The 24,487-nt window shown below is 73.5% G+C and carries 20 protein-coding genes and 1 riboswitch; of the genes, 10 read left to right on the top strand and 10 right to left on the bottom strand.

The features are described from left to right. Window positions 1-70 precede the first annotated feature (70 nt). On the top strand, window positions 71-571 hold the full coding sequence (locus tag ABZ484_RS14950; protein WP_358866294.1) for a metallophosphoesterase: 501 nt from the start codon (window positions 71-73) through the stop codon (window positions 569-571). Between the two features lie 385 nt (window positions 572-956). Here ABZ484_RS14950 and ABZ484_RS14945 read toward each other — a convergent pair whose 3' ends face one another. The 7 genes from ABZ484_RS14945 to ABZ484_RS14915 all read right to left on the bottom strand — a co-directional run bounded on the left by ABZ484_RS14945 (window position 957) and on the right by ABZ484_RS14915 (window position 8,818). Beyond that, a complete protein-coding gene (locus ABZ484_RS14945; protein ID WP_358866293.1) occupies window positions 957-1,643 on the bottom strand; it encodes an SRPBCC family protein in 687 nt (228 codons plus the stop codon). A 14-nt stretch (window positions 1,644-1,657) separates the two neighbouring features. Next, window positions 1,658-2,764 (bottom strand): XdhC family protein, encoded by a 1,107-nt coding sequence (locus ABZ484_RS14940; RefSeq protein WP_358866292.1) that lies wholly within the window; start codon window positions 2,762-2,764, stop codon window positions 1,658-1,660. Between the two features lie 174 nt (window positions 2,765-2,938). Next, a complete protein-coding gene (locus tag ABZ484_RS14935) occupies window positions 2,939-4,165 on the bottom strand; it encodes a VWA domain-containing protein (RefSeq protein ID WP_358866291.1) in 1,227 nt (408 codons plus the stop codon). Beyond that, window positions 4,162-5,052 carry a MoxR family ATPase gene (locus ABZ484_RS14930; RefSeq protein WP_358866336.1) on the bottom strand — a complete coding sequence of 297 codons (891 nt, stop codon included), beginning with the start codon at window positions 5,050-5,052 and terminating at the stop codon, window positions 4,162-4,164. Before ABZ484_RS14930 ends, ABZ484_RS14935 begins: the two co-directional genes overlap by 4 nt. Before the next feature lie 9 nt (window positions 5,053-5,061). Beyond that, a complete protein-coding gene (locus ABZ484_RS14925; protein WP_358866290.1) occupies window positions 5,062-5,916 on the bottom strand; it encodes a xanthine dehydrogenase family protein subunit M in 855 nt (284 codons plus the stop codon). Next, entirely contained in the window at window positions 5,913-8,315 is a 2,403-nt protein-coding gene (locus ABZ484_RS14920; protein ID WP_358866289.1) for a xanthine dehydrogenase family protein molybdopterin-binding subunit, read from the bottom strand. The genes ABZ484_RS14925 and ABZ484_RS14920 overlap by 4 nt, the downstream gene beginning before the upstream one ends. Beyond that, the gene (locus tag ABZ484_RS14915; protein WP_358866288.1) at window positions 8,312-8,818 is read right to left on the bottom strand and encodes a (2Fe-2S)-binding protein; all 507 of its coding nucleotides are present in this window, start codon (window positions 8,816-8,818) and stop codon (window positions 8,312-8,314) included. Before ABZ484_RS14915 ends, ABZ484_RS14920 begins: the two co-directional genes overlap by 4 nt. A 251-nt stretch (window positions 8,819-9,069) precedes the next feature. Between ABZ484_RS14915 and ABZ484_RS14910 the strand changes: the two genes are divergently transcribed. From ABZ484_RS14910 to ABZ484_RS14900, 3 genes are all read left to right on the top strand, one after another. Next, entirely contained in the window at window positions 9,070-11,040 is a 1,971-nt protein-coding gene (locus ABZ484_RS14910) for a translation factor GTPase family protein (protein ID WP_358866287.1), read from the top strand. Between the two features lie 63 nt (window positions 11,041-11,103). Beyond that, the gene (locus ABZ484_RS14905; protein ID WP_358866286.1) at window positions 11,104-11,892 is read left to right on the top strand and encodes a MerR family transcriptional regulator; all 789 of its coding nucleotides are present in this window, start codon (window positions 11,104-11,106) and stop codon (window positions 11,890-11,892) included. After that, window positions 11,889-13,121 carry a glycosyltransferase gene (locus tag ABZ484_RS14900; protein ID WP_358866285.1) on the top strand — a complete coding sequence of 411 codons (1,233 nt, stop codon included), beginning with the start codon at window positions 11,889-11,891 and terminating at the stop codon, window positions 13,119-13,121. The genes ABZ484_RS14905 and ABZ484_RS14900 overlap by 4 nt, the downstream gene beginning before the upstream one ends. Before the next feature lie 64 nt (window positions 13,122-13,185). On the opposite strand, the gene ABZ484_RS14895 is transcribed toward ABZ484_RS14900, so the two are convergent. Beyond that, complete coding sequence (locus ABZ484_RS14895) at window positions 13,186-14,448, bottom strand: YncE family protein (RefSeq protein ID WP_358866284.1); 1,263 nt, start codon at window positions 14,446-14,448, stop codon at window positions 13,186-13,188. A 360-nt stretch (window positions 14,449-14,808) separates the two neighbouring features. Between ABZ484_RS14895 and ABZ484_RS14890 the strand changes: the two genes are divergently transcribed. The 4 genes from ABZ484_RS14890 to ABZ484_RS14875 all read left to right on the top strand — a co-directional run bounded on the left by ABZ484_RS14890 (window position 14,809) and on the right by ABZ484_RS14875 (window position 20,076). After that, complete coding sequence (locus tag ABZ484_RS14890) at window positions 14,809-15,774, top strand: 5-dehydro-4-deoxyglucarate dehydratase (RefSeq protein ID WP_358866283.1); 966 nt, start codon at window positions 14,809-14,811, stop codon at window positions 15,772-15,774. Further along, window positions 15,771-17,045: a glucarate dehydratase family protein gene (locus ABZ484_RS14885; RefSeq protein WP_358866282.1), complete on the top strand. Its 1,275-nt coding sequence runs from the start codon at window positions 15,771-15,773 to the stop codon at window positions 17,043-17,045. The genes ABZ484_RS14890 and ABZ484_RS14885 overlap by 4 nt, the downstream gene beginning before the upstream one ends. A gap of 79 nt (window positions 17,046-17,124) precedes the next feature. Then, window positions 17,125-18,639 (top strand): sodium:solute symporter family protein, encoded by a 1,515-nt coding sequence (locus ABZ484_RS14880; RefSeq protein ID WP_358866281.1) that lies wholly within the window; start codon window positions 17,125-17,127, stop codon window positions 18,637-18,639. Between the two features lie 84 nt (window positions 18,640-18,723). After that, window positions 18,724-20,076 carry an SGNH/GDSL hydrolase family protein gene (locus tag ABZ484_RS14875; protein ID WP_358866280.1) on the top strand — a complete coding sequence of 451 codons (1,353 nt, stop codon included), beginning with the start codon at window positions 18,724-18,726 and terminating at the stop codon, window positions 20,074-20,076. A 171-nt stretch (window positions 20,077-20,247) separates the two neighbouring features. On the opposite strand, the gene ABZ484_RS14870 is transcribed toward ABZ484_RS14875, so the two are convergent. Continuing rightward, complete coding sequence (locus tag ABZ484_RS14870) at window positions 20,248-21,477, bottom strand: glycosyltransferase (protein ID WP_358866335.1); 1,230 nt, start codon at window positions 21,475-21,477, stop codon at window positions 20,248-20,250. Between the two features lie 92 nt (window positions 21,478-21,569). Beyond that, window positions 21,570-22,418, bottom strand: coding sequence for a bifunctional 5,10-methylenetetrahydrofolate dehydrogenase/5,10-methenyltetrahydrofolate cyclohydrolase (locus tag ABZ484_RS14865; protein WP_358866279.1), 849 nt, complete (start codon window positions 22,416-22,418; stop codon window positions 21,570-21,572). 21 nt (window positions 22,419-22,439) lie between these two features. After that, window positions 22,440-22,524: riboswitch (ZMP/ZTP riboswitch) on the bottom strand. 700 nt (window positions 22,525-23,224) lie between these two features. On the opposite strand from ABZ484_RS14865, the gene ABZ484_RS14860 reads away from it, so the two are divergent. Together ABZ484_RS14860 and ABZ484_RS14855 are read left to right on the top strand one after the other, a co-directional pair. Then, window positions 23,225-23,527 carry a hypothetical protein gene (locus tag ABZ484_RS14860; protein ID WP_358866278.1) on the top strand — a complete coding sequence of 101 codons (303 nt, stop codon included), beginning with the start codon at window positions 23,225-23,227 and terminating at the stop codon, window positions 23,525-23,527. Window positions 23,528-23,624: 97 nt separating this feature from the next. Then, window positions 23,625-24,487 (top strand): S-(hydroxymethyl)mycothiol dehydrogenase (locus tag ABZ484_RS14855; RefSeq protein WP_358866277.1); only part of this gene is annotated, 863 nt, incomplete at its 3' end.

Genomic DNA, 24,487 nt, shown 5'->3' with positions numbered 1-24,487 from the left:
CGGAATTCTCGTTGGAGATCTCCGCCCGGTCCGGGACGCGCCTCCGGCGGTGCCGCACTACGCTGACCGCGTGCGCCTGCTCCTGACGTCCGACACCCATCTGCCCAAGCGGGCCAAGGAGCTGCCCGCGCCGCTCCTCGCCGAACTCCCGCGGGCCGACGTCGTCGTGCACGCCGGGGACTGGGTCGACACCGCCACGCTGGACCTGCTGGAGAGCCGCAGCCCCCGGCTGATCGGCGTGTACGGCAACAACGACGGTCCAGAACTGCGCGCCCGCCTGCCGGAGGTGGCCCGCGCCGAGCTGGGCGGGCTGCGCTTCGGCGTCGTCCACGAGACGGGGCCGGCCGAGGGCCGCGAGCGCCGTTGCGCCGACCGCTTCCCCGACCTGGACGTGCTGGTCTTCGGCCACAGCCACATCCCCTGGGACACCACCGCCCCGTCCGGACTGCGGCTGCTCAACCCCGGTTCGCCGACCGACCGCCGTCGCCAGCCCCACTGCACCTATATGACGGCGGAGGTCGCCGACGGTCGCCTCGCGGAGGTGGAGCTGCACCGGCTGCCACTTCGATGAGGGTGCCGTCACCCTGGCGAGCCGGGCGAACGCGGGGAGTGGTGGGAGCCGGGCGCTAGGAGGGCGGCCCGATCGCGGGCCGCCCCGGGGTCACTCTTCCCTTTCTCGTTTCCGACTTCTCGGCGAGATCCGGGCCGCTCCATGCGCGGTGGCGGCCCGGGAGCTGCGAATATGCGCTCTCACGGACCTCCTTCCAGCGAGGATGTGCTGCACATGTGCTGCGAGGCGTGCATGCGTGCCTCATCCGTTTACGGCCGCCTACCCCTCCTGGCCGGAACCCAACCATCGAATCCGGCAAACCTGGGAAATTTCGCAAACTCGCAGGCCACAGAGGCAACAACGGGCGGATGGCTCACTCCGTCCCCATGAGGCACAGCCGCCGCTGTCAGTGGCGCCGCAGCCGCCGTACGCCGACCACGACCAGCGTCACCAGTGCGGCCGCCCCGGCCACCGCCGCCGCGCGCTTGGCGACCGGCACCCCGGCAGCGCGCAGCAGGTCCAGCGGCTCCGCCTCCTCGGGGCCCGCCGCGGGTTCCGCCTCGCCGGCCGCGGGAGCGCCGCCGCCCTTCGCGGGGTGGGCGGCCTGCCGGGCGGGTCCGGGTCCTGGCTCCTCGGGAACCCGTGGCGCCGCCCCGGCCAGCCGCTGCGACAGACAGTCCGCGAACTGTCCCACCAGCCGGTCGCCCACCTCCGCCAGCACCCCGCGCCCGAACTGCGCCGGGCGCCCGGTCACCGTCAGATCGGTCCGCACCGACACCGCCGTGGCGCCGTCGCGCTCCTCCAGCGTGCCCGTGACGGTGGCCCGTGCCGTGCCCTGCCCGCGGGCCTCCCGGCCGCTCGCCACGAGGACCATGCGCCGGGCCGCCTCGTCCTGCTCCTCGAAGACCGCCGTGCCCTTGTACGTCACGGTGATCGGCCCCAGCTTCACCTTGACCGACCCGGTCACCGTCTTGCCGTCGTACTCCTCCACGGCGGCCCCCGGCAGGCACGGCGCGATGCGCTCGATGTCGAGAAGCGCCCGCCAGGCGTCGTCGACCGGTACGGGCACCGTGAACGCGTGGTGCAGTTCCATGACGTCCTCCAGTTTCAGGCGAAGCCGGTCGCGTGGATGGCTCCGGCGGTCGCGGTCAGGGGCGCCCCCGTGCCGCCCCAGCGCAGGGAGATGATCTCGGCCGCGACGGACACGGCCACCTCCTCCGGCGTACGGGCGCCCAGATCGAGGCCGACCGGGGAACGCAGCCGGGACAGCTCGTCCTCGGTCAGCCCGGCCTCGATCAGCCGCTCCATCCGCTCGTGATGGGTGCGGCGGCTGCCCATCGCCCCGATGTACGCCGCCGGCCGGCGCAGCGCCTCCTCCAGCAGCGGCACGTCGAACTTCGGATCGTGGGTGAGCACGCAGATCACCGTGCGCTCGTCGGTGTCCGTGGCGTGCAGATAGCGGTGCGGCCAGTCCACGACGACCTCCACGGGCTCCGGGAACCGCTTGGGCGTGGCGAAGACCGGCCGGGCGTCGCACACCGTGACCCGGTAGCCGAGGAAGGAGCCGATCCGGGCCACCGCGGCGGCGTAGTCGATCGCACCGAACACCAGCATGCGCGGTGGCGGGGCGAAGGAGTGCAGGAACACCGTGACGGTGTCCTCGCGCCGCTCGCCGCGGGGCCCGTAGTGTCTCAGCCCCGTCGCTCCGCGAGCGAGTTCGCCGCGGGCGTCCGCGGTGACCGCCACGTCCAGCCCGGACGCGCCGAGCGTCCCGGCCACCGTCGTGGGCCAGACCGCGAGCGTCGCCCCGCGCGGCGCCGGCCCGTCGACGACGGTCGCCGCGGTCACCGGCTCGCCGGCGGCCACCGACGCCGCCACCGCGCCGAAGGCGGGGTCCGACTCGGGCGTCACGGGCCTGACCAGCACGGTGATCTCGCCCCCGCAGGTCAGCCCGACCGCGAACGCGTCCTCGTCGCTGTAGCCGAAGGTCTCCAGGCGCGCCTCGCCGCTCGCCACCACCTCCTGGGCCAGCTCGAAGACCGCGCCCTCCACACACCCCCCGGACACACTGCCCACCACCTCGTCGTCCGGGCCGACGGCCATCGACGCGCCGGGCTCGCGCGGCGCGCTGCGGCTGACCGAGACGACCGTGGCGAGCCCGAACGGCACCCGCGCCGCGTACCAGCGCTCGAGCGCCGGAAGAATGTCACGCACGCTCCGCTCCTCTCCTGCGGGCCGTTCCGCCAAGGGGTCTCACTGCACGGTACGGCGCTTTCCCGCCAGGACGCCCGTACCCGGCCGAGTCCGTGCCGAGGCCGCCCCTCCCCGCGGCGCTCGGAACCCATCCCCGCCCGGGACCTGCCGGCCGTGTCCCTGCCGAGGCCCTCCTCACGGCGGTCGCTCCCGCCCACCACGGGCGGTGGCGGGTGACGGCGGGGCGGCGCCCGGCGCCGATGCCGCGCCGCCGGACGTGTTCGTGTCGACGCCCCGTACCACCGTCGCCAGGTGCTCCAGTGCGGCGAGGCTGTGGCCCTCGACGAAGGCGTCCACGTGCGGCAGGGCCGCGGCCATGCCCGCGGCGAGCGGTGCGTAGCCGGGGCGGGCCTTGCGGGGGTTGGCCCAGATCACCCGGTGCGCCAGCCGGTGCAGCCGGGCCATCTGGGCGGCGAGCAGCCCCGGATCACCCCGCTCCCAGCCGTCGGACAGCAGCACCACGACGGCACCGCGCGCCATGCCCCGCTGCCCCCACCGGTCGAGGTACTCCCGCAGCAGCTCACCCAGCCGGGTGCCGCCGCGCCAGTCGGGAACGGCTTCGGCGACCGCGGCCATCGCCAGGTCCGGGTCCCGGTGGGACAGCTCCCGCGTCACCCGGGTCAGCCGGGTGCCGATGGTGAACACCTCGGTCCGCCGCCCCCGGGCCGCCGCGTGCGCGAACCGCAGCAGCGCGTCGGCGTACGGCGCCATGGAGCCGCTGACGTCGACGAGCAGCACCACCCGCCTCGGCCGCTCCACGCGCGCGTGCCGCCGCAGCAGCGCGGGCTCGCCGCCCCGCCGCAGCAGCTCCCGTACGGTGCGGTGCGGATCGACGGGACCGCGCCGGGCCGGCCGCCGCCGTGCGCTGCGCCGCGACTGCCCGCGCAGCGCGAACGCGGCCAGCAGCCGGCGTACCTGCGCCCGTTCGGCCGGATCCAGCTCCGCGACGTCGCGGTGGCGCAGCACCTCCACCGGACTGGCGAGCGAGGTGACGGGCGGGCCCTGCGGCTCGTCGTCCGGGCCGCCGGTGCGCGACCGGGCGTCCGCCTCCCGCACGGTCGCCCGGAGCCGGGGCCGGGGAGCGGTCCGTACCGACCGGGGCGGGGGCCCGCCGGAACCCTGACCGAAGTACGCGCCGAACACCCGCTCGTAGCGCTCCAGGTCGTCCCGGTCCCCGCACAGCGTCAGCCGTCCCGCCCAGTACACGTCCGCCCGCACGCCGGGCCGCAGCGCGTCCACCGCCCGCAGGAAGGCGTGCACCCGCTCGGCGCTCACCCCGACCCCCGCCGCGCGCAGCGCCCGCGCGAAGCCCAGCAGCACGGCGTCGGCGCCGGGCCCTGGGAGCGTGCCCGTACCCGTCATGCCCCTTCCGCCCCCCGCCCCGCGAGGATCGCGGCGAAGTCCAGGCCCCGGGCCCGGTCCGTGTCCTCGCGGTACTTCAGCACCGACCCGAGCGTGGCCGCTGCCAGTTCCGCGTCGGCCTCGGTCGCGCCGAGCGCGTCCAGCGCGGCGGCCCAGTCGAGCGTCTCGGCCACCCCCGGCGGCTTGAGCAGGTCCTCCGCGCGCAGCGCCTGCACCAGCGCGGTCACCTGCTCGGCCAGCCGCGCCGACACCCGCGGCAACCGGCGGCGGACGATGGCCAGTTCACGGGCGAAGCCGGGATGGTCGAACCAGTGGTACAGGCAGCGCCGCTTCAGCGCGTCGTGCACCTCCCGGGTCCGGTTGGAGGTGAGGACGACCACCGGCGGCACCTCGGCCCGCACGGTGCCCAGCTCGGGGATCGTCACCTGGAACTCCGACAGCACCTCCAGCAGGAACGCCTCGAACTCGTCGTCCGCCCGGTCGATCTCGTCCACCAGCAGCACCGACGGCTGCGTCTGCAACGCCTTCAGCAGCGGCCGGGCGAGCAGGAACCGCCGGTCGTACAGCTCGTGCTCCAGCCGGTCGGCGTCGGTGACGCCGGCCGCCTCGGCGGCCCGCAGATGCAGCAGCTGACGGGGGAAGTCCCAGTCGTACAGCGCCTGCGAGGCGTCGATCCCCTCGTGGCACTGGAGCCGGATCAGCGGGGCGCCGAACGCCTCGGCGAGGGCGGACGCGAGCGCCGTCTTGCCGACGCCCGCGTCGCCCTCGCAGAAGACCGGCCGGTGCAGCCGCAGCGCCAGGAAGCAGGCGACGGCGAGCCCTTCGTCGACGAGGTAGCCGGTCGCCTCCAGGCGGGAACGCACCTGCTCGGGGCTGTCGACGGTGATGATCGGCGCTCACCCCATCCCGGCCGCGGCCAGCACCGCCCGCTTGGTGAGGACCCGTGCGAGATGCGCCCGGTACTCGGGCGAGGCCGAGGCGTCCCGCGAGGGCCGGGTGCCCTCCGCCGCGGACTGGGCGGCCAGCGCCACCGCCGCGGCGTCCCCGGCCCCGGCCAGCGCCTCCTCGGCCGCCGGGGCCCGCAGCGGGGTCGCGCCCATGTTGGTCAGCGCGATCCGCGCCTCGGCGATGTGTCCGTCGCCCCGTCGCACCAGCGTGGCCACACCGACCATCGCCCAGGACTGGGCGACCCGGTGGAACTTCTCGTAGTGGAAGCCCCAGCCGTCCCGCTTCGGCACCCGGATCTCCACCAGCAGTTCGTCGGGTGCCAGCGTGGACTGGAGATAGTCGGCGAAGAACTCGCGCGCCGGGATGGTGCGCCGGCCGCCCGGTCCCACGGCCACCAGCTCCGCGTCCAGCGCCAGCACCACCGCGGGCAGGTCCCCGGCCGGGTCGGCGTGGGCGAGCGAGCCGCCGAGGGTGCCCCGGTGGCGTACGGCGGGATCGGCCACCGTCTCGGTGGCCTGGGCCAGCAGGCCCGCGTGCCGCCGCACCAGCGGGTCGTGGACCACCTCGTGGTGGGTGGTCAGCGCGCCGATGACCAGCGTGTCGCCGTCCTCGCGGATCCCGCGCAGGCCGGGGATCCGCCCGACGTCGACGACGAGTTCGGGGAAGGCCAGGCGCAGCCGGAGCAGCGGCAGCAGGCTCTGCCCGCCGGCCAGCACCTTGGCGTCCTCGCCCGCCTCGGCGAGGGTGCGCACCGCCTCGTCCAGGCTGGTGGGCCGGGCGTAGTCGAATGCGGGGGGAATCATGCCGAGGCCTCCTTCCGCGGGGAACCGGTCGGCTGCTCCGGCTGCGCGGAGCGCACCGCCTCCCAGACCCGTTCCGGTGTGCACGGCATCCGTACGTCGTGCACGCCCAGCTGGCGCAGCGCGTCCACGACGGCGTTGACGACGGCCGGTGTGGAGGCGATCGTGCCCGCCTCGCCGACGCCCTTGACACCGAGCGGGTTGGAGACCGCGGGTGTCTCCGTCCGGTCGGTGACGAAGTCGGGCAGGTCCGCCGCCGACGGCACCAGGTAGTCGGCCAGGGTGCCGGAGACCAGGTTGCCCTCGTCGTCGTACACGGCCTCCTCGTACAGCGCCTGGGCGATGCCCTGGGCGAGGCCGCCGTGCACCTGCCCCTCGACGATCATCGGGTTGATCACCCGGCCGACGTCGTCGACGCAGACGTAGGAGCGGATGCGGGTCTGCCCGGTCTCGGTGTCGACCTCGACCGCGCACAGATGGGTGCCGTGCGGGTAGGAGAAGTTCTCCGGGTCGAGCACGTGGTCGGAGTTCAGGGTGGGCTCCATGCCGTCGGGGACGTCGTGCGAGGTGAACGTCTCGAAGGCGATCTCCTGGATGGACTTGCGTGCCTCGGGCGATCCCTTCACCGAGAACACGCCGTCCCTGAACTCCAGGTCCTGCTCGCTGGCCTCGAGCAGATGGGCGGCCACCTTCCGCGCCTTCTCCACCACCTTCTCGGCCGCCCGGTGCACCGCCGACCCGCCCACGACCAGCGAGCGCGAGCCGTAGGTGTCCATCCCCTGCGGGGCCACCTTGGTGTCGCCGTGCACCACCTCGACGTCCTCGAACGGCACGCCGAGGACGTCCGCGGCGATCTGGCTCCAGCAGGTCACATGCCCCTGCCCGTGCGGGCTGGTGCCGGTGACCACCTCGACCTTGCCGGTGGGCAGCATGCGGATGCTCGCCGCCTCCCAGCCGCCGGCCGCGTACCTCAGGTCGCGCAGCACCCGGCTCGGGGCGAGCCCGCACATCTCCGTGTACGTCGACACGCCGATGCCCAGGCGCACGGTGTCGCCGCGCTCGTTGCGCTTGTGCTGCTCGGCGCGCAGGTCGTCGTACCCGAACAGGGCGAGCGCCTTCTCGGTCGCGGCCTCGTAGTTGCCGCTGTCGTAGGTCAGGCCCGCGATCGAGGTGTACGGGAACTCCTCGTGCCGGATCCAGTTGCGGCGCCGCACCTCCACCGGGTCCAGGCCCACCTCGGCGGCCAGTTCGTCCATGGCCCGCTCGATGGCGTACGTGGCCTCCGGGCGCCCGGCTCCCCGGTAGGCGTCGGTCGGGGTCTTCGTGGTGAACACGCCGGTGCAGGTGAACTCGTAGGAGTCCATCTTGTAGATCGCCGGGTACATGAACGCGCCCAGGATCGGGATGCCCGGGGTGACCAGCATCAGATAGGCGCCCATGTCGGCGAGCAGGTCGACCTTGAGGCCGAGCAGCTTCCCCTCGCGGGTCGCGGCGATCTCGACGTCCTGGATCATGCCGCGGCCGTGGTGCGTGGCCAGGTACCCCTCGGAGCGGGACTCGGTCCACTTCACCGGCCGGCCCAGTTTCCGCGCGACGGTCAGCGCGACGGCCTCCTCGCCGTACACCTGGAGCTTGGAGCCGAAGCCGCCGCCCACGTCCGGGGCGATCACCCGCAGCTTGTGCTCGGGCACGCCGGTGACCGTTGACAGCATGATCCGCAGGATGTGCGGGATCTGGGTCGCCGAGTACACCGTGTACTCACCGGAGGCGGCGAGCGGGGTGACGACGACCGCGCGCGGCTCCATCGCGTTGGGGATGAGCCGCTGCTGCTCGTAGCGCCGCTTCAGCACGACGTCCGCGCGCCCCTTGACCGCCTCGAAGTCCTCGCCGGTCCTCAGTGGCCAGACGTAGGCGCGGTTGGTGCCCTTGTCGGCGTGGACGAGCGGGGCCCGCTCGGCGAGCGCGTCCTCCAGATCGAGCACCGGCGGCAGGGGCTCGTAGTCGACCTCGACCGCCTCCAGGGCGTCGGCGGCGGCGTACCGGTCGCGGGCCACCACGACGGCCACCGGGTCGCCGGCGTGGCGCACCTCGTCGAGGGCGAGCGGCGGGTGGTCGGGCAGCACCATGTCCTCGGTGACGGGCCAGGCGCAGGGCAGCGACCCCAGCCCGTCGGCGAGGTCCCGGCCGCTGAACGCGGCCACCACACCGGGCCGCTGAAGGGCGGGGGAGACGTCGATCCGTTCGATCCGGGCGTGCGCCATGGGGCTGCGCAGGATCGCCAGGTGCAGCAGCCCGGTGACGGAGATGTTGTCGGTCCAGTTGGTCTGCCCGGTGATCAGCCGGGCGTCCTCCTTGCGCAGCCGGGCCCTGCCGACCTCGCGTTCGACGGCCTGGTCGGTCATGCCGTCACCTCCCGCGGGGACGCGGCCTGCCCGGCCGGGGCCGTCTCCCCCTCGGCCACGGCGAGCACCGCGCGGACGATGTTCTGGTAGCCCGTGCACCGGCACAGGTTGCCTTCGAGCCCCTTGCGCACCTCGTCGGAGGTCGGGTGCGGGTTCTCGCGCAGCAGATCCCGCGCGGCCATGATCATCCCGGGGGTGCAGTAGCCGCACTGGAGCGCGTGCCGCTCGTGGAAGGCGCGTTGCAGGGCGGTCCACTCGCCGTCCCGGGCCAGGCCCTGGACGGTGGTCACCTCGGCCCCGTCCGCCTGGACGGCCAGCACCGTGCAGCTCTTGACGCTCGCGCCGTCCAGCTCGACCGTGCAGGCCCCGCAGTTGGAGGTGTCGCAGCCGATCGGGGTGCCGGTCAGGCCGAGCCGGTCACGCAGATAGTGGACCAGCAGCAGACGGGGTTCCACCTCGTCCTCGTACGTCGTGCCGTCCACCGTGACCGAGATATGGGTCATGTGCCCTCCAGAGACCGTATGGGCGTGAGTGAGGGAATTCAGACCAGCGTGGTGTAGGTCACTCTATGGCCGAGCCCCGGGCACGGCGAGTGGTGTGACGGGGTTTGTTGACCGTTAATCCATTGCCGTCCGGGCCGCCGCCCTGCTGCACTGTCCGTGACCGGCTGTCACCCAGCGAGGAGCACCCATGCGCACTGCGTCCCTGTCCGCCCAGAAAGGAATCCCGCCCATGCAGAAGGACATGACGCTCAGTGCACTTGCTCAACCTCGGCATCCTCGCGCACGTAGACGCCGGTAAGACCAGCCTGACCGAGCGGCTGCTGCACTCCGTCGGCGTGATCGACGAGATCGGCAGCGTCGACGCCGGCAGCACACGGACCGACACGCTCGCCCTGGAGCGGCAGCGTGGCATCACCATCAAGTCCGCCGTCGTCTCCTTCCCGGTCGACGACGTCACCGTCAACCTCATCGACACCCCCGGCCACCCCGACTTCATCGCCGAGGTGGAACGGGTCCTCGGCGTGCTCGACGGCGCGGTCCTCGTGATCTCCGCGGTCGAGGGCGTCCAGGCACAGACCCGGGTACTGCTGCGCACCCTCCAGCGGCTGCGCATCCCGACCCTGCTCTTCGTCAACAAGATCGACCGGCGCGGGGCCCAGGACGAGACCCTGCTGCGGGCCATCGCACGCCGGCTCACGCCCGACGCGGTGCCGATGGGGCGCGTCGAGGGGCTCGGCACCCGCGCGGCCCGCTTCGTCCCCGCCCTCGGCCCGGGCGCCGCCGACGTCCTCGCCGACCACGACGACGCCCTGCTGACCGCCTACGTCGAAGGCACCCTCGGCGACGACCTCCTGCACACGGCCCTCGCCGCCCAGACCCGCCAGTCCCTCGCGCACCCGCTGTACTTCGGCTCCGCGATCACCGGAGCGGGCGTGGACGCGCTGATCGGCGGCATCAGGGACCTGCTGCCCGCCGCCGCGGGCGACCCCGGCGGGCCGGTCTCGGCCACCGTGTTCAAGGTCGAGCGGGGACCGGCGGGGGAGAAGGTGGCGTACGCGCGGATGTTCTCCGGCACGCTCCGCGTCCGCGACCGCGTCCCCTACGGCGAGTCCCGCACCGAGGGCCGGGTCACCTCCATCGGCGTCTTCGACCACGGCACGGACGTCCGCGCCGACGCCGTCCCCGCCGGCCGGATCGCCCGGTTGTGGGGCCTGGCCGACATCAGGATCGGCGACGCCGTCGGCGAACCGCTCAAGACACAGGAGCGCTTCTTCGCACCGCCGACCCTGGAGACCGTCGTCGTGCCGGGCCCCGGGACCGGCCGCGGGGCCCTGCACCTCGCGCTCACCCGGCTCGCCGAACAGGACCCCCTGATCGGGCTGCGCCACGACGAGGTGCGCCGCGAGACGTCGGTGTCGTTGTACGGAGAGGTGCAGAAGGAGGTCCTCCAGGCCACGCTCGCCGACGAGTTCGGGCTGGACGTCACCTTCCGCGAGACCACCCCGCTGTGCATCGAACGGCCGGTGGGGACCGGAGCGGCCGTGGAGTTCAACAAGAGGGACGGCAACCCCTTCCTCGCCACCGTCGGGCTGCGCGTCGACCCCGCCCCGGCCGGCTCCGGGGCGGACTTCCGGATGGAGGTGGAGCTGGGCTCGATGCCGTACGCCTTCTTCAAGGCGGTCGAGGACACCGTGCGCGAGGCGCTCGGGCAGGGCCTGCACGGCTGGCAGGTCACCGACTGCACGGTGACCATGACCCACTCCGGCTACTCGCCCCGCCAGAGCCACGCCCACCAGGGCTTCGACAAGAGCATGTCCAGCACCGGCGCCGACTTCCGCGGCCTGACCCCTCTCGTCCTGACCGAGGCGCTGCGGCGCGCGGGCACCCGCGTCCACGAGCCGATGCACCGCTTCCGCGTCGAGGCGCCCGCGGACACCCTCGGTGCGCTGCTGCCGGTGCTGGCCGCGCTGCGGGCCGTGCCCCGCACCACCCGGACCCGTGGCACCGACTGCGTCCTGGACGGCGAGGTCCCGGCCGCCCGCGTGCACGCGCTCGAGCAGCAGCTGCCGGGGCTGACCCGCGGCGAGGGCGAACTGGAGACGGCCTTCGACCACTACGCCCCGGTCACCGGCGGCACGGTTCCCGAGCGCCCGCGCACCGACCACAACCCTCTCGATCGCAAGGAGTACCTGCTGAACCTGACCCGCCGGGTCGGCGGATGAGCCCCGCGATTGACCCTGCCCTCACGTCAGGCTTCAGGCTGTACCCGACGAAAGGGCAGGAGCATGAGCTACTCCGTGGGACAGGTGGCGGCCTTCGCCGGGGTCACGGTCCGGACACTGCACCACTACGACCGGGCCGGGCTGCTGTCACCCAGCGCGCGCAGCCGGGCCGGGTACCGGCTCTACGACGACGGCGACCTCGCACGCCTCCAGCAGGTCCTCTTCTACCGGGAACTCGGCTTCTCGCTCGACGAGATCGCCGCCATCCTCAAGGACCCCCAGGCCAACGCGCTCGAACACCTCCGGGCCCGGCAGCTGCGGCTGGGCGAGGAGATCGCGCGGCTGCAACGGCTGGCCGAGGTCGCCGAACGGGCCATCGAGGTCCAGCAGACCGGCGTGTCCCTCACCCCCGAGGAACGCTTCGAGGTCTTCGGCGAGATCGCCTTCGACCTCAGCTACGCCACCGAGGCCCAGCTGAAATGGGCCGACTCCCAGGGACAGCGGGAGTCCATGGCGCGGGCCGCCGCGCACACCAAGGAGGACTGGCGCCTGCTCATGCGGGAGGCGGCGGCCTGGCGCGCCGAACTGCTCGCCGCCTTCGACGACGGCGAGCCCGCCGGCGGCGAGCGGGCCATGGACCTCGCCGAGGAGCACCGCCTGCACATCTCGCGCTGGTTCACCTCGTGCCCGCCGGACATGCACCGGCGCATCGCGGACGACATGGTCGCCGACCCGCGCGCCTTCGCCCTCGTCGTGCCGCCGTCGCAGCAGCGCCCCGGCCTCGCCGCCTACCTGGGCAAGGCGGTGCACGCCAACGCCTCCCGCCGCACCGACCCCGAGGGGAACCGATGAGGATCCTGATCACCGCCGCCGGTTCGAGGGGGGACGTCGATCCCTACACGGGTCTGGGCGCCGGACTGCGGCGGGCCGGACACGAGGTCGCCGTCGCCGCGCCGGAGCCCTTCGCGCCCCTGGTCCGCCGGGCCGGTTTGGAGTTCCGCGGCCTGCCCGCGCGCCCTGAGGCCCAGGACGGCGCCGCCGGACGGCGCGCCCTGATGCGCAGCGCCGCCGCGTTCGTCACCGAGCTCGGGCGCGGCTTCGCCGACGTCATGGACGACGCCACCGACCTGTTGGTGCTGTCCACGACCACGGCCCCGCTCGGCCGGCACCTCGCCGAGGCCACGGGCACCCCGAGTCTCGGCGCGCATCTCACGCCCACGGAGCCCACCGGGGACTTCCCGCCCGTCGTCACCGGCACCCGTTCCCTGGGCCGCCTCGGCAACCGTACGGCCGGACGGTTCGCCCTGCGCATGGCCGATCGCCTCTACGCCCCGGCGGTCGCCGAACTGCGCGGCCGACTGGGCCTTCCGCCGCTTGGTCCCGCCACCGCCCGCCGTCGGCGGGAGGCGGCGCACGGGACCGTCCTGTACGGCTTCAGCCAGACCCTCGTGCCACGCCCCGCCGACTGGCGGCCCGGCCTGGAGGTCGTCGGCACCTGGTGGCCGTACGTCGATCCGGCCGAACGGCTCCCCGCCGAGCTGGAGGACTTCCTCACGGCCGGGCCGCGACCGGTGTTCATCGGGTTCGGCTCCATGGCGAGCGGCGACGGCGAGCGGCTGAGCGAACTGGCCGTGGCGGCGTTGCGGCGGGCCGGACTGCGCGGCGTGCTCCAGTCCGGCAGCGCCGGGCTCGCCGCCGAGGGGGACGACGTGCTGACCGTCGGTGACGTGCCGCACGCGCTGCTCTTCCCGCGGGTCGCCGCCGTCGTGCACCACGCCGGTGCCGGTACCTCGGCGGCCGCGCTGCGTGCCGGGGTGCCCTCGGTGCCGGTGCCGGTGACGGCGGATCAGCCGTTCTGGGCGGCACGGCTCGCCGCCCTCGGCGCGGCCCCTGACCCGGTGCCGTTCGGGGGGCTCACCGTCGAGCGGCTGGCCGACGCCCTCGGCCGTGCCGCACGGGACGGGCGCCACGCCCGCGCCGCCGCCACCGCGGCCCGCCGCATGGCGGGCGAGGACGCGGTGGGGCGGACGGTGGAGGTCGTCGAGGGGTTGAAGGGCTGCCGGGGAAGGGTGGGCGGTTGAGGGACGAGCGGTTGAGGGACGAGCGGTTGGGAGACGAGCGGTCGGGAGACGAGCGCGTGTACGGCTAGCCGGCGGTCGGCCCCGTCCAGTCGGCCTGGACGTGGCCCAGGCGCACCCGCTGCGGATGGTCGCCGACCGCGACCGAGGCGACCTTGCGGCCGGTGGCGAAGTCGATGGCCGTGACCCGGTCGGCGCCGCTCTCGGAGACGACGCAGTCCTTGCCGTCGCCGCTGACGGTGGCCCAGTACGGCTTGACGGCGGGGACCAGCGGGCCCTCCTGAAGGCTCGAACGGTCCACGACCGTCGCGTAGTCGTCCATGGTCCCGGCGACGCAGAGCCTGGTCCCCTCGGGGTTCATCGCGATGCCGTGGTGGCGGGAGTCCAGGAGCCAGGTGGTGCGGTCGGGGTCGGTCTCGGGGTTGCCCGGCAGGGTCTTCACACGGGTGATCCGGTCGGCGGCGACGTCGTACTCCAGGAAGCCGTTGAAGAACGACACCTGGAAGTACAGCGTGGACCAGTCGGGGGTGAACGCGGCCGGGCGGACCGCGTCGGAGAAGTCCTTCAGCCCGGCCGCGTCCAGCCGGTCCCGCATGTCGATGGTCCTGACCTGTTTGAAGGTGGTGGCGTCGACGACGGTGATGTGCCGGTCGCCCTTCGTCCAGTCCCATCCCGGGCTGTCGAGCGAGGTGGTGACCTCGCCGATCGACATGTTCCAGATGTACCGGCCACCGTCGGTGAAGACGTTCTCGTGCGGCTTGTCGCCGGTGGCGAACTCGCCCACTTCCCTGCCGGTGACGATGTCGAGGACCTGCACCTTGTTCGCGGTGGAGGCGGACACGGCGACCCGGGTTCCGTCGGGGGAGACCGCCATGTGGTCGGCCCGGTAACCGGCCACGGGAAAGCGCCAGTTGACCCGGCCGGTGGCCAGGTCGATGGAGACGACGTCGGCGAAGCTCGGCCGGGAGACCACCACCGATCTGCCGTCCGGCGTGGAGTACATGTCGTCCACGTACTGGTCGTGGCCCTCGCCGACCTGGTCGCGGATGGAGGTGTAGTAGATCCACTTGATCGGGTCGGCGTTGATCTCAGCGATCCGCTGCTGCTTGTCGGGGATCACGTTGACGCGGCCGATCCTCGCGAAGTCGCCGGTGGACCGGATCACGTCGGCGGTCCCGTCCCAGTTGTCGCCGACGAACAGCACCTCGCGCAGCCCGTCGGAGGCGTCGGCCGCGGCGGTCCCGGCGGAAGCGGCGGTCGCCGGCCCGGCGACGGTCAGGACGAGGGCGGCGGCCAGGGAGCACAGGTGCCTGGTTCTGGAGGCAGGCATGACTGCTCTCCTTCCTCGGATTTTTCGGGGGATTCGGAACGCGGGCCCGTCCACAGTGAACTTACTGAAAAGTAAGGATGCTTGGGCCGCTCGACAAGATGTGTTCACGACAAGAGTGGCCATGGGGCCGCCGGTGATTCGCCCGGCTCGAAAGTTTCGGTCAAGGATCGCCCTCTTTGCGGTCGACCTCGGTGAACTCCCGCGCGCGCACCCGAAGTGATCTCCATGCGCTGTCGTGCGCGCGAAACGGCCCTGTGCACACGCCTTGACCCTGATGAGCGGCCACCCTTACATTCCCCCAAGTCATTCGTACTCTTGATGCGCGTTCATGTATGTGACCGCGCATCGGATGGGGTCACCATGCTTCAGGGCGTTCTGTTCTTTCCCGTCACTCCTTTCGCCGCTGATGGGTCGGTCGACACGGCGAAACTTTCGATCCATCTGGAGTCCGGCATCGAAGCCGGCGCGGGCGGGGTGTTCGTCGCCTGCGGAACGGGGGAGTTCCACGCGCTGGGGCTGCGTGAGTTCGCTTCCGTGGTGCGCACCGCCGTGGAGGTGGCCGGCGGCCGGGTCCCGGTCTTCGCCGGCGCGGGCGGTTCGCTGCCCCTCGCCCGACAGTACGCACGGGCGGCGGAGGAGGCCGGCGCCGACGGGCTGCTGCTGATGCCCCCGTACCTGGTGGCCGGACCGCCGGCCGGACTGCTCGCCTATGTGCGCCAGGTGGTGGCCGCCAGTGCGCTGCCGGTGATCGTCTACCAGCGCGGCACGGCCCGGTTCGACGTCGCCTCGGCCCTCGAGGTCGCCCGCCTGCCGCAGGTGGTGGGCCTGAAGGACGGCACCGGCGACCTGGACCTCCTCGGCCGGATCGTGACCGCCGTCCGGGCCGATCCGGCCACCGGCGGCAGCGGCTTCCAGTTCTTCAACGGGATGCCCACCGCCGAGGGCACCGTACTCGCCTACCGGGGCATCGGTGTCGGGCTCTACTCCTCGGCGGTGTTCTGCTTCGCCCCCGAGATCGCGCTGGCCTTCCACCGGGCCGTCACGGCCGGGGACGACGAGGTCGTGCAGCGGCTGCTGGCAGGCTTCTTCCACCCCCTGATCGCGCTGCGCGACCGCGTCCCCGGCTACTCGGTGGCCCTGGTCAAGGCGGGCGTCCGGCTGAGGGGACTGGACGTGGGCGGCGTACGCCCGCCGCTGACCGACCCCGCGCCCGAGGACCTCGCCGAACTGGAGGCGCTCATCGCGAAGGGCTCGGCCCTGCTCACCGGGGCCCGCCCGGCCGGCGACACGGACGCGATCGCCGCGGCCGGGGCGGTGGCCCGATGAGCGAGGCACTGCGGATCGCCCGCGTCGACATCACCCCCGTGGCGTTCAAGGACCCCGCCCTCCTCAACGCGGTCGGCGTCCACGAGCCCTACGCGCTGCGCGCCGTCATCGAGGTGACGACCGATCAGGGCGTCACCGGACTGGGCGAGACCTACGCCGACGAGGGCCACCTGCGCAGACTGCGCACGGCCGCCGACGCGATCACCGGCATGGACGTACACGAACTCGGCCCGATGCACCGGCGGATCGCCCAGGCGCTCGGCGGCGACAGCGGCAGCGACGGCCACGGACTGACCGGCATGATCACCACCAGCAGCACCGTGGACCGGGTCTTCTCCCCGTTCGAGGTGGCCTGCCTGGACATCCGGGGCCGCGCCGCCGGCCGCCCGGTCTGCGACCTGCTCGGCGGGGCCGTCCGCGACCGGGTGCCGTTCAGCGCCTACCTCTTCTACAAGTGGGCCGCGCACCCGGGGCACGAGCCCGACGACTGGGGTGCCGCCCTGACGCCGGAGGGCATCGTGGCGCAGGCCCGGCGCATGGTGGACGAGTACGGCTTCACGGCGATCAAGCTCAAGGGCGGGGTGATGCCGCCCGAGCAGGAGGTGGAGGCGGTGCTGGCCCTGCGGGAGGCCTTCCCCGCCACTCCGCTGCGCCTGGACCCCAACGCCGCCTGGACCGTGGAGACCTCGCTGAAGGTGGCCCGCGACCTCGAAGGGGTCCTGGAGTACCTGGAGGACCCCACGCCCGGCCAGGAGGGCATGGCCCGCGTCGCCCGCGAGGCCGCCATGCCGCTGGCCACCAACATGTGCGTGGTCGCCTTCGACGAACTGCCCTCGGCGGTGCGCGCCGACGCGGTCCAGGTCGTGCTCTCCGACCACCACTACTGGGGCGGTCTGCACCGCTCCAAGCTGCTCGCCGGGATCTGCGACACCTTCGGTCTGGGCCTGTCGATGCACTCCAACTCCCACCTCGGCATCAGCCTGGCCGCGATGACCCACCTGGCCGCCGCCACGGAGAACCTCACCTACGCCTGCGACACGCACTGGCCGTGGAAGGACCCGGCGGAGGACGTGATCGTCCCCGGCGCGCTCGGCTTCCGTGACGGCTCGGTCGCCGTGCCCGTCGGCCCCGGCCTCGGCGTCGAGCTGGACCGCGACGCGCTGGCCCGGCTGCACGAGCAGTACCTGCGCTGCGGCCTGCGCAACCGGGACGACACCGGCTACATGCGCCGGCTGGACCCGACGTACGAGAAGAAGTCCCCGCGCTGGTGACACCGGGCGGCGTCCCGTCCGCCGCCCGGTCCCGAACGCCCCCCACGTCCCCGAACCCCCGTGACAAGAAGGTCCTCCCATGCACTGGCTCGACTGGGCCGCCGTCGGCGCCTACTTCCTGGTGATGCTCCTCATCGGCGTGTGGTCGCACCGGCGTGTCAACGACGTCTCCGACTACTTCACCGGCGGCGGCAAGATGCCCTGGTGGCTGACCGGCATCTCGCACCACATGTCCGGCTACAGCGCCGCCGTGTTCGTCGCCTACGCCGCCGTCGCCTACAACTACGGCATCACCGTCTACGTCTGGGCGTTCCTGCCCCTCGCCCTCGGCACCGGCGTCGGCGCCTGGCTCTTCGCCCCCCGGTGGAACCGGCTGCAACGGCGCTTCAAGGTCGCCTCGCCGCTGGAGTACCTCGCCCGCCGCTACAACATCCCGACCCAGCAGGCACTGGCCTGGAGCGGCGCGCTGCTCAAGGTCTTCGACGTCGCCGCCAAGTGGGCGTCGGTGGCCGTGCTGCTGAAGGTCTTCACCGGCATGTCGATGACCAACGGCATCCTGCTGACCGGCGTCGTCACCCTGCTGTACTGCACGGTCGGCGGGCTGTGGGCGGACGCCCTCACCGAGTTCGGCCAGTTCGTCATCCAGGGCGTGGCGGCGCTGTCGATGATGTGGGTGGTCCTCGACCGGCTCGGCGGCCCCTCGAGCATCGGCACCCTGTGGCACCGGCTGCCGTCCGGGCACACCGACCCGCTCGTCGGCCCCTACACGGCCGGCTTCCTCACCGCGTACGTCGTCGTGAAGCTCTTCGAGTACAACGGCGGCATGTGGAACCTGGCCCAGCGCTACATGGCCACGGACTCCCCGCGCGCCGCCCGCCGCTCGGCGGGGCTCTCGGCCGCCCTGTACCTGGTGTGGCCGGCCGTGCTGCTGCTGCCCGCGGTCGCCGCGCCGGTGCTCATGCCCCACATCGCCGACCCGCAGCAGACGTACGCGCTGATGGCGCAGTCCTACCTGCCCATGGGCCTGGTGGGTCTGACCCTCGCCGGAATGTTCTCCCACACCATGGCCATGGCCTCCTCCGACGCCAACGCCATCTCGGCGGTGGTCACCCGTGACATCCTGCCCGCCCTCTTCCCCGGCTTCCGCGACGCGAGCACCGAGCGGGGTCTGCGGGTGGCGCGGGTGGTCACGGTCGTCTTCATCACCGTCTCCATGGTCGTCGCCATCGAGGCCGACCACTTCGGCGGCGTCCTCGGGATCATCGTCGGCATGGTCGCGGCCGTCATGGGCCCGATCTCCATCCCGATGCTGCTGGGCCTGCTGCCGGCCTTCCGCCGCTGCGGCTCCCGGGCGGCACTGACCTCCTGGGCGCTCGGCCTCGGCGGCTACTTCCTCGTCAAGTACGGCCTGGACGGGGCCTCCCAGACCACCGTGGTCGTCACCCCGCTGGTCACCTCGCTCGTCGTGTACACCGGCCTCGGCCTGCTGCTGCCCGAACCGGACGCGGAGGCCGACGCCGTCGTCGCGGCCGTCTCCGGCCCGGAGCCCGGGCCCGAGGCCGCCACCCTGAACCCGCTGGCGGAGCAGGCCTGATGCGGCCCGGCTCCGGCCACCGGCACAGGCCCACCGAGAACAGACAGCACAGACCGACCGAGAACAGATGGAGGTAATCCGCGGATGAAGAGATCCTCGCTGGTGAGCGTCGCCGTCGCCCTGGTCGTCGGCACGGCGGGCTTCACCACGCACACGGCGTCCGGTGCACGCGACGCCGCACCCCGGCCCGCGCAGGCCGCCGCCGCGACGAGCGACGCCGGCGGCCACTGGGTGGACACCTGGGCGTCCATGCCCCAGTTGACCGAGCCCGGCAACATGCCGCCCGCGCCCTTCACCCAGTCCGACCGCGTGTTCGAGCGCGCCACGCTGCGCCAGACCGTGCACGTCGGAGTGGGCGGGCAGCACCTGCGGCTGCGCTTCTCCAACGCGTTCGGCGGCACCGACCTGCCCGTCACCGGCGTCACCGTGGCACGCCCGGCCGACGGCAAGGCGGGCGTCGACGCGATCGTGCCGGGCAGCGCGAGGACGGTGACGTTCGGCGGGCACCAGGGCATCGACATCCCGATGGGCGCCCAGGCGGTGAGCGACCCGCTGGACCTCGACGTGAGGGCCGGAACCAACCTCACCGTGACCCTCTACCTCGCCGACGGCCAGGCCTCCACCTCCATCACCTCGCACCCCGGCTCGCGCACCACGTCCTACATGCTCGCCGGCGAGCACCTGGACGACACCGCACTGCCCGGCGCCACCACCGCCGACCACTGGTACTTCCTCAGCGGCCTGGAGGTGTGGTCGAAGAACTCCACCTCCGCCACCGTCGTGCTCGGCGACTCGCTCAGCGACGGCCGCGGGTCCACGACCAACGGCAACGACCGCTGGCCGGACCAGCTCCAGGACCGGCTGCGCTCCCGCCCCGGCACGGCGGGCATCGCGGTCGTCAACGAGGCGGCCGGCGGCAACCGGGTCCTCCACGACGGTCTGGGCCCCAACGCCCTGGCCCGCCTCGACCGTGATGTCCTCGCCCAGAGCGGCGTCGACCGGCTCATCGTCTTCGAGGGCGTCAACGACATCGGCACCGCCGACGCGACCGAGCCGGCGATGAAGCAGGTCACGGACGACCTGATCGGCGCCTACCAGCAGATCGTCGCCCGCGCCCACGCCCAGGGCATCCGCGTCTACGGTGCCACCCTCACCCCGTTCGGCGGCAACGGCTACGACGACCCGGCCGGCCTCCGCGAGTCGGCCCGGCAGGCGGTCAACCGGTGGATCCGCACGAGCGGCCGGTTCGACGCCGTCATCGACTTCGACCAGGCGGCCCGTGACCCGCAGAACCCGCGCGCACTGCTGCCCGCCTACGACACCGGCGACCACCTCCACCTCAACCCGGCCGGGTACAAGGTCCTGGCCGACACGGTCCCGGTGCGCCTCTTCCAGCAGCGCCCGCAACCGAGGGACGGGGGCGTCGGCCCGGCCTGAGGTGGCCCGGCGCTCCACAGAGGTGACCAGGTGACCCCGTAGGACTCCGCCGACGGCGTCACGGCACACCCGCCGGCCAGCCACGAGAGGGCCGGGCGAGACGGCCGGCACCGACGAAGGCGGCCGGTCATGGACGAAGGCGGCCGGCCGTCTCGTCCGTGGCCGGCCCGGTCAGCTCGCCAGCCGGTCCACGGCGGCCAGCACCGGTGCGACGCCGTCCTCCCCGCGGATCCGGGCGCCCAGGGCCTCGGCCCGTCGCAGGTGGGCGGCGTCTGCCGTGGCCCGGGCGAGCGCCGCGGAGAGCGCGTCCGCGGTGAGCCCGCGCAGCGGGACGGCGCACGGGGCCACACCGAGACGGACCAGGCGCTGCGCCCAGAAACCCTCGTCGAACTGGACCGGCAGCGGCACCGCGGGCACCCCGGCGCGCAGCCCGGCCGCCGTCGTGCCCGCCCCGGCGTGATGCACCACCGCGGCCATGCGCGGGAACAGCGCCGAGTGCGCGACCTCGTCGATGGTCAGCATGTCGTCACCGGCGGCCGCCAGGCCGGCCCAGCCCCGCTGCACCACCCCGCGCAGTCCCGCCCGGCGCAGCGCGCGCACGATCGTCCCGCTGAGCCGGACCGGATCGGGCACGGTGGCACTGCCGAGCCCGACGAACACCGGGGGCGGCCCCGCGTCCAGGAACTCCCGCAGTTCGTCCGGGAGCCGGTCGTCACGGTCGTACGGCCACCAGTAGCCGCACACCTCCAGACCGGCCCGCCAGTCACGGGGCCGGGGCACCACCAGGGGGCTGAAGCCGTGGTGCACCGGCAGGCGCAGCCCCGCCCGGATGCGGCGGGCGGTGCCGATCCGCGAGGCGGGCAGCCCGAGCCGCGCCCGCACGCCGGGCACGGCCGCCGAGAAGACCCGCTCCACGGCGAGGTTCACCCCGTGCCCGGCGAGGCGGTTCACCGGCGCTCCCCAGTGACCGCCGCCGAGCAGCGGAGGGGCGAACTCCCGGGTGGGTGACAGGGGTTGCAGATGGGTGCCCATGCAGGGCAGGCCCAGCGCCTCGGCGATGGCGTGCCCGACCGGCCCCAGGGAGCCGGACAGCAGCAGCACGTCGCTCTTCTCCGCCGCCGCGATCAGCTCGTCCGTCATGCGCGCGAGGGCCGCCCGCACCAGCCCGACGGCCCGCAGCATCTTGCCCGCGTCGGTCGCGCTGCGGTGCAGGCCCCGCCCGCGCGTGGACTGGAGTTCGGCCCGCGGATCCACCGGCAGCGCGTGGAAGCCGAGTCCCGAGCCCGCGACCAGCGGCTCGAAGCGCCCGTGGGTGACCAGGGTGACCGCATGCCCCGCGCGGGCCAGGCCGTGCCCCAGTCCGGTGAAGGGGGCGACGTCTCCCCGGGAACCCGCCGTCATGATCGCTACGCGCACGACGGCCAGTATGGCCGCGCCGCCGCCCCCCGCCGGTGAACGACCCGTCGGATCGCGGAGCCTTCACCCCGCGCCGTTCACACCCCGAGCTGCCGGGCGGCCGCGTCCACCGTCTGCTCCAGAAGCGTCGCGATGGTCATGGGGCCGACGCCGCCGGGCACCGGCGTGATGAGCGAGGCCCGCTCCACGGCCGAGTCGAAGTCGACGTCGCCGACGTTGCCCTCGTTGTAGCCCGCGTCGATCACGACCGCGCCCGGCTTGATGTCCTGGCCGCGGACGAGCCGCGGCCGGCCCACGGCGGCGACCACGACATCCGCCTCCCGGACCACGGCGGACAGCTCACGTGTCCGCGAGTGGCAGTACGTCACCGTGGCGTCCCGGGCGAGCAGCAGCATGCCCACCGGCTTGCCGAGGATCGCGCTGCGCCCGACGACGACGGCCCGCTTGCCGGACAGGTCGACGTCGTAGGCGTCGAGCAGCCGCAGGATCCCGCCGGGCGTGCAGGAGACGAACCCCGGCAGGCCGAAGCTCATCGTGGCGAAGGAGGAGAAGGTGACGCCGTCGACGTCCTTCTCGGGCGCGATCGCCTCGAACGCGGCCCGCTCGTCGATGTGGTCGCCGACGGGGTGCTGGAGCAGGATGCCGTGGACGGAGGGGTCCTGGGACAGGGACCGCAGCGTGCCGACCAGTTCCTCGGTGCTGGTCCCGGCGGGCAGCGCCACACGGCGGGAGTCGATACCGGCCTTGCGGCAGCGGTTCTGCTTCATCCGGACGTAGGTGACGGAGGCGGGGTCCTCTCCGACCAGCACCGTCGCCAGACAGGGTGCCGTGCCCGTGCGGTCGGTGAGTTCGGCGGCCTTCCGCGCGGTCTCGTCGACGATGCGTCGGGCGAGCGCGGTGCCGTCCATGAGTCGGGCCTGGGACATGGTCCACTCCTGAGCGTTCGACGGAATCGCCCAGGCGCGCGGCTACGACTCTGCGTGGACCGCTCCCCGGTGGTGCTCCACCTCAGCGCCAGTCACGGCCCCTCCCCAGCCTAGCCGAACCCGCCCGCCGCCCCGGCAGTGCCCGCGGCGTACGGGCACGGGCCCGGGGCCGCACCGCGCGCAGCAGGGACCTCACCAGCGCGGCGGACGCCAGCCGCTGCGCCGCGGAGGCGGCCCGCGAGGGCCGCAGCCGGGCGGAGTGGGACCCGCCCACTCCGGCGCGGGCCGAGAAGCTCCACGTCAGCCGGGAGCTGACCTGGACCCGCGCTGCCTTCCTGCCTACGCGTCCCATGTCCGGATCACGATCCGATCGGCGATCCCGCCGTCGCGCGGGTGCCGCTGTCGCAGGCGGGGCGTGCCGTGGTCGCCATGTGACCTCCCACGAAGCCGTGGCCCGGCGGGAGCGGGCCGTCACGGGCCTCTCCTTCGAGCGTCCTCCGCCCGTCCGGGCCCGGCAAGCCGGACCCGGTTCGCACGCAGGGGAGGTGCGGGCGGCCCGGCGGCGTCGGCGGCACGCGTCGGCGGGTGTGCGGCCGGTGCGCGCGGGCGGGGGTGGTGTGCGGCCGCTGCGCGCGGGCGGGGGTGCGCGGGCGGGTTCACGGCCGCTGCGCGCCGTGCCGGGCCCGAGGGTTCGCGGTGAACGTCCGCGTCCTTTCGCCGCGTTCCGTGTGCCGCGTTCTCGTCCTGTCGGGTGAGCGGGTGCCTCAGGCCGTGTCCGGGCGGGGGCCGGCGGCGTTGCTGAGGGCATGATCTCCACTCGACGTATCGTCACCGTCGTCGGTCTCGCCGCCTCCGCCACGGGTCTCGCCGCGCTGCCGGCGAGTGCCGCCGACACCGGGGTCCCGGTCGTCGGCAGGCTGGTGCCGCTCGGCGCGGCCGACTCGCTCGCGCGCACCGGCCTCCCCGCCGAGCAGCGGAACGCGGTCCCCTCGGTCTCCGGGCAGCTCTCCTCCCTCCACCACGTGCGCGACCTCAACCAGCTGAACCAGCTCAGGCAGGTCACCGGCCTCGTCTCCCCGCTGTTCGGGCTGGTGCCCGGCATCCACTGATCCCGCGGGCGCGGCGCCCGGCTCGGGCGCCGCCCTGCCGCGTGGCCGCCGGTAGGGTCGGGACCACGGACATCGGTCGACGGAAGGGACCACCACCATGGCCCAGGAAGTGCGCGGCGTGATCGCACCCGGGAAGGACGAGCCCGTACGGGTCGAGACGATCGTCGTGCCGGACCCCGGGCCCGGGGAGGCCGTCGTGCGGATCCAGGCCTGCGGCGTCTGCCACACCGACCTGCACTACAAACAGGGCGGTATCAACGACGAGTTCCCCTTCCTCCTCGGCCACGAGGCGGCCGGAGTCGTCGAGTCGGTGGGGGAGGGCGTCACGGACGTCGCGCCCGGTGACTTCGTGATCCTCAACTGGCGTGCGGTGTGCGGGCAGTGCCGGGCCTGTCTGCGCGGGCGGCCCTGGTACTGCTTCAACACCCATAACGCCAAGCAGAAGATGACCCTCACCGACGGCACGGAGCTCTCCCCGGCCCTCGGGATCGGCGCGTTCGCCGAGAAGACGCTGGTGGCGGCCGGCCAGTGCACCAAGGTGGACCCGGCCGTATCCCCGGCCGTGGCCGGGCTGCTGGGCTGCGGTGTGATGGCGGGCATCGGCGCGGCGATCAACACGGGGAACGTCGGCCGCGGCGACTCGGTCGCCGTCATCGGCTGCGGCGGAGTCGGCGATGCCGCGATCGCCGGGGCGTACCTGGCGGGCGCGGCGAGGATCATCGCCGTCGACATCGACGACCGCAAGCTCGCCACCGCCCGCACCATGGGCGCCACCCACACGGTCAACTCCAGCGAGGCGGACCCGGTCGAGACGATCCGGGAGCTGACCGGCGGGTTCGGCGCCGACGTGGTCATCGAGGCCGTAGGCCGCCCGGAGACCTACAAGCAGGCGTTCTACGCCCGTGACCTGGCCGGCACGGTGGTCCTGGTCGGCGTGCCGACCCCGGAGATGAAGCTGGA

Source organism: Streptomyces sp. NPDC006393 (assembly GCF_040628575.1).
Classification (GTDB): Bacteria; Actinomycetota; Actinomycetes; order Streptomycetales; family Streptomycetaceae; genus Streptomyces.
Note: the sequence above shows the minus strand (reverse complement) of the source record. Positions and strands in the feature narration are given on the sequence as shown.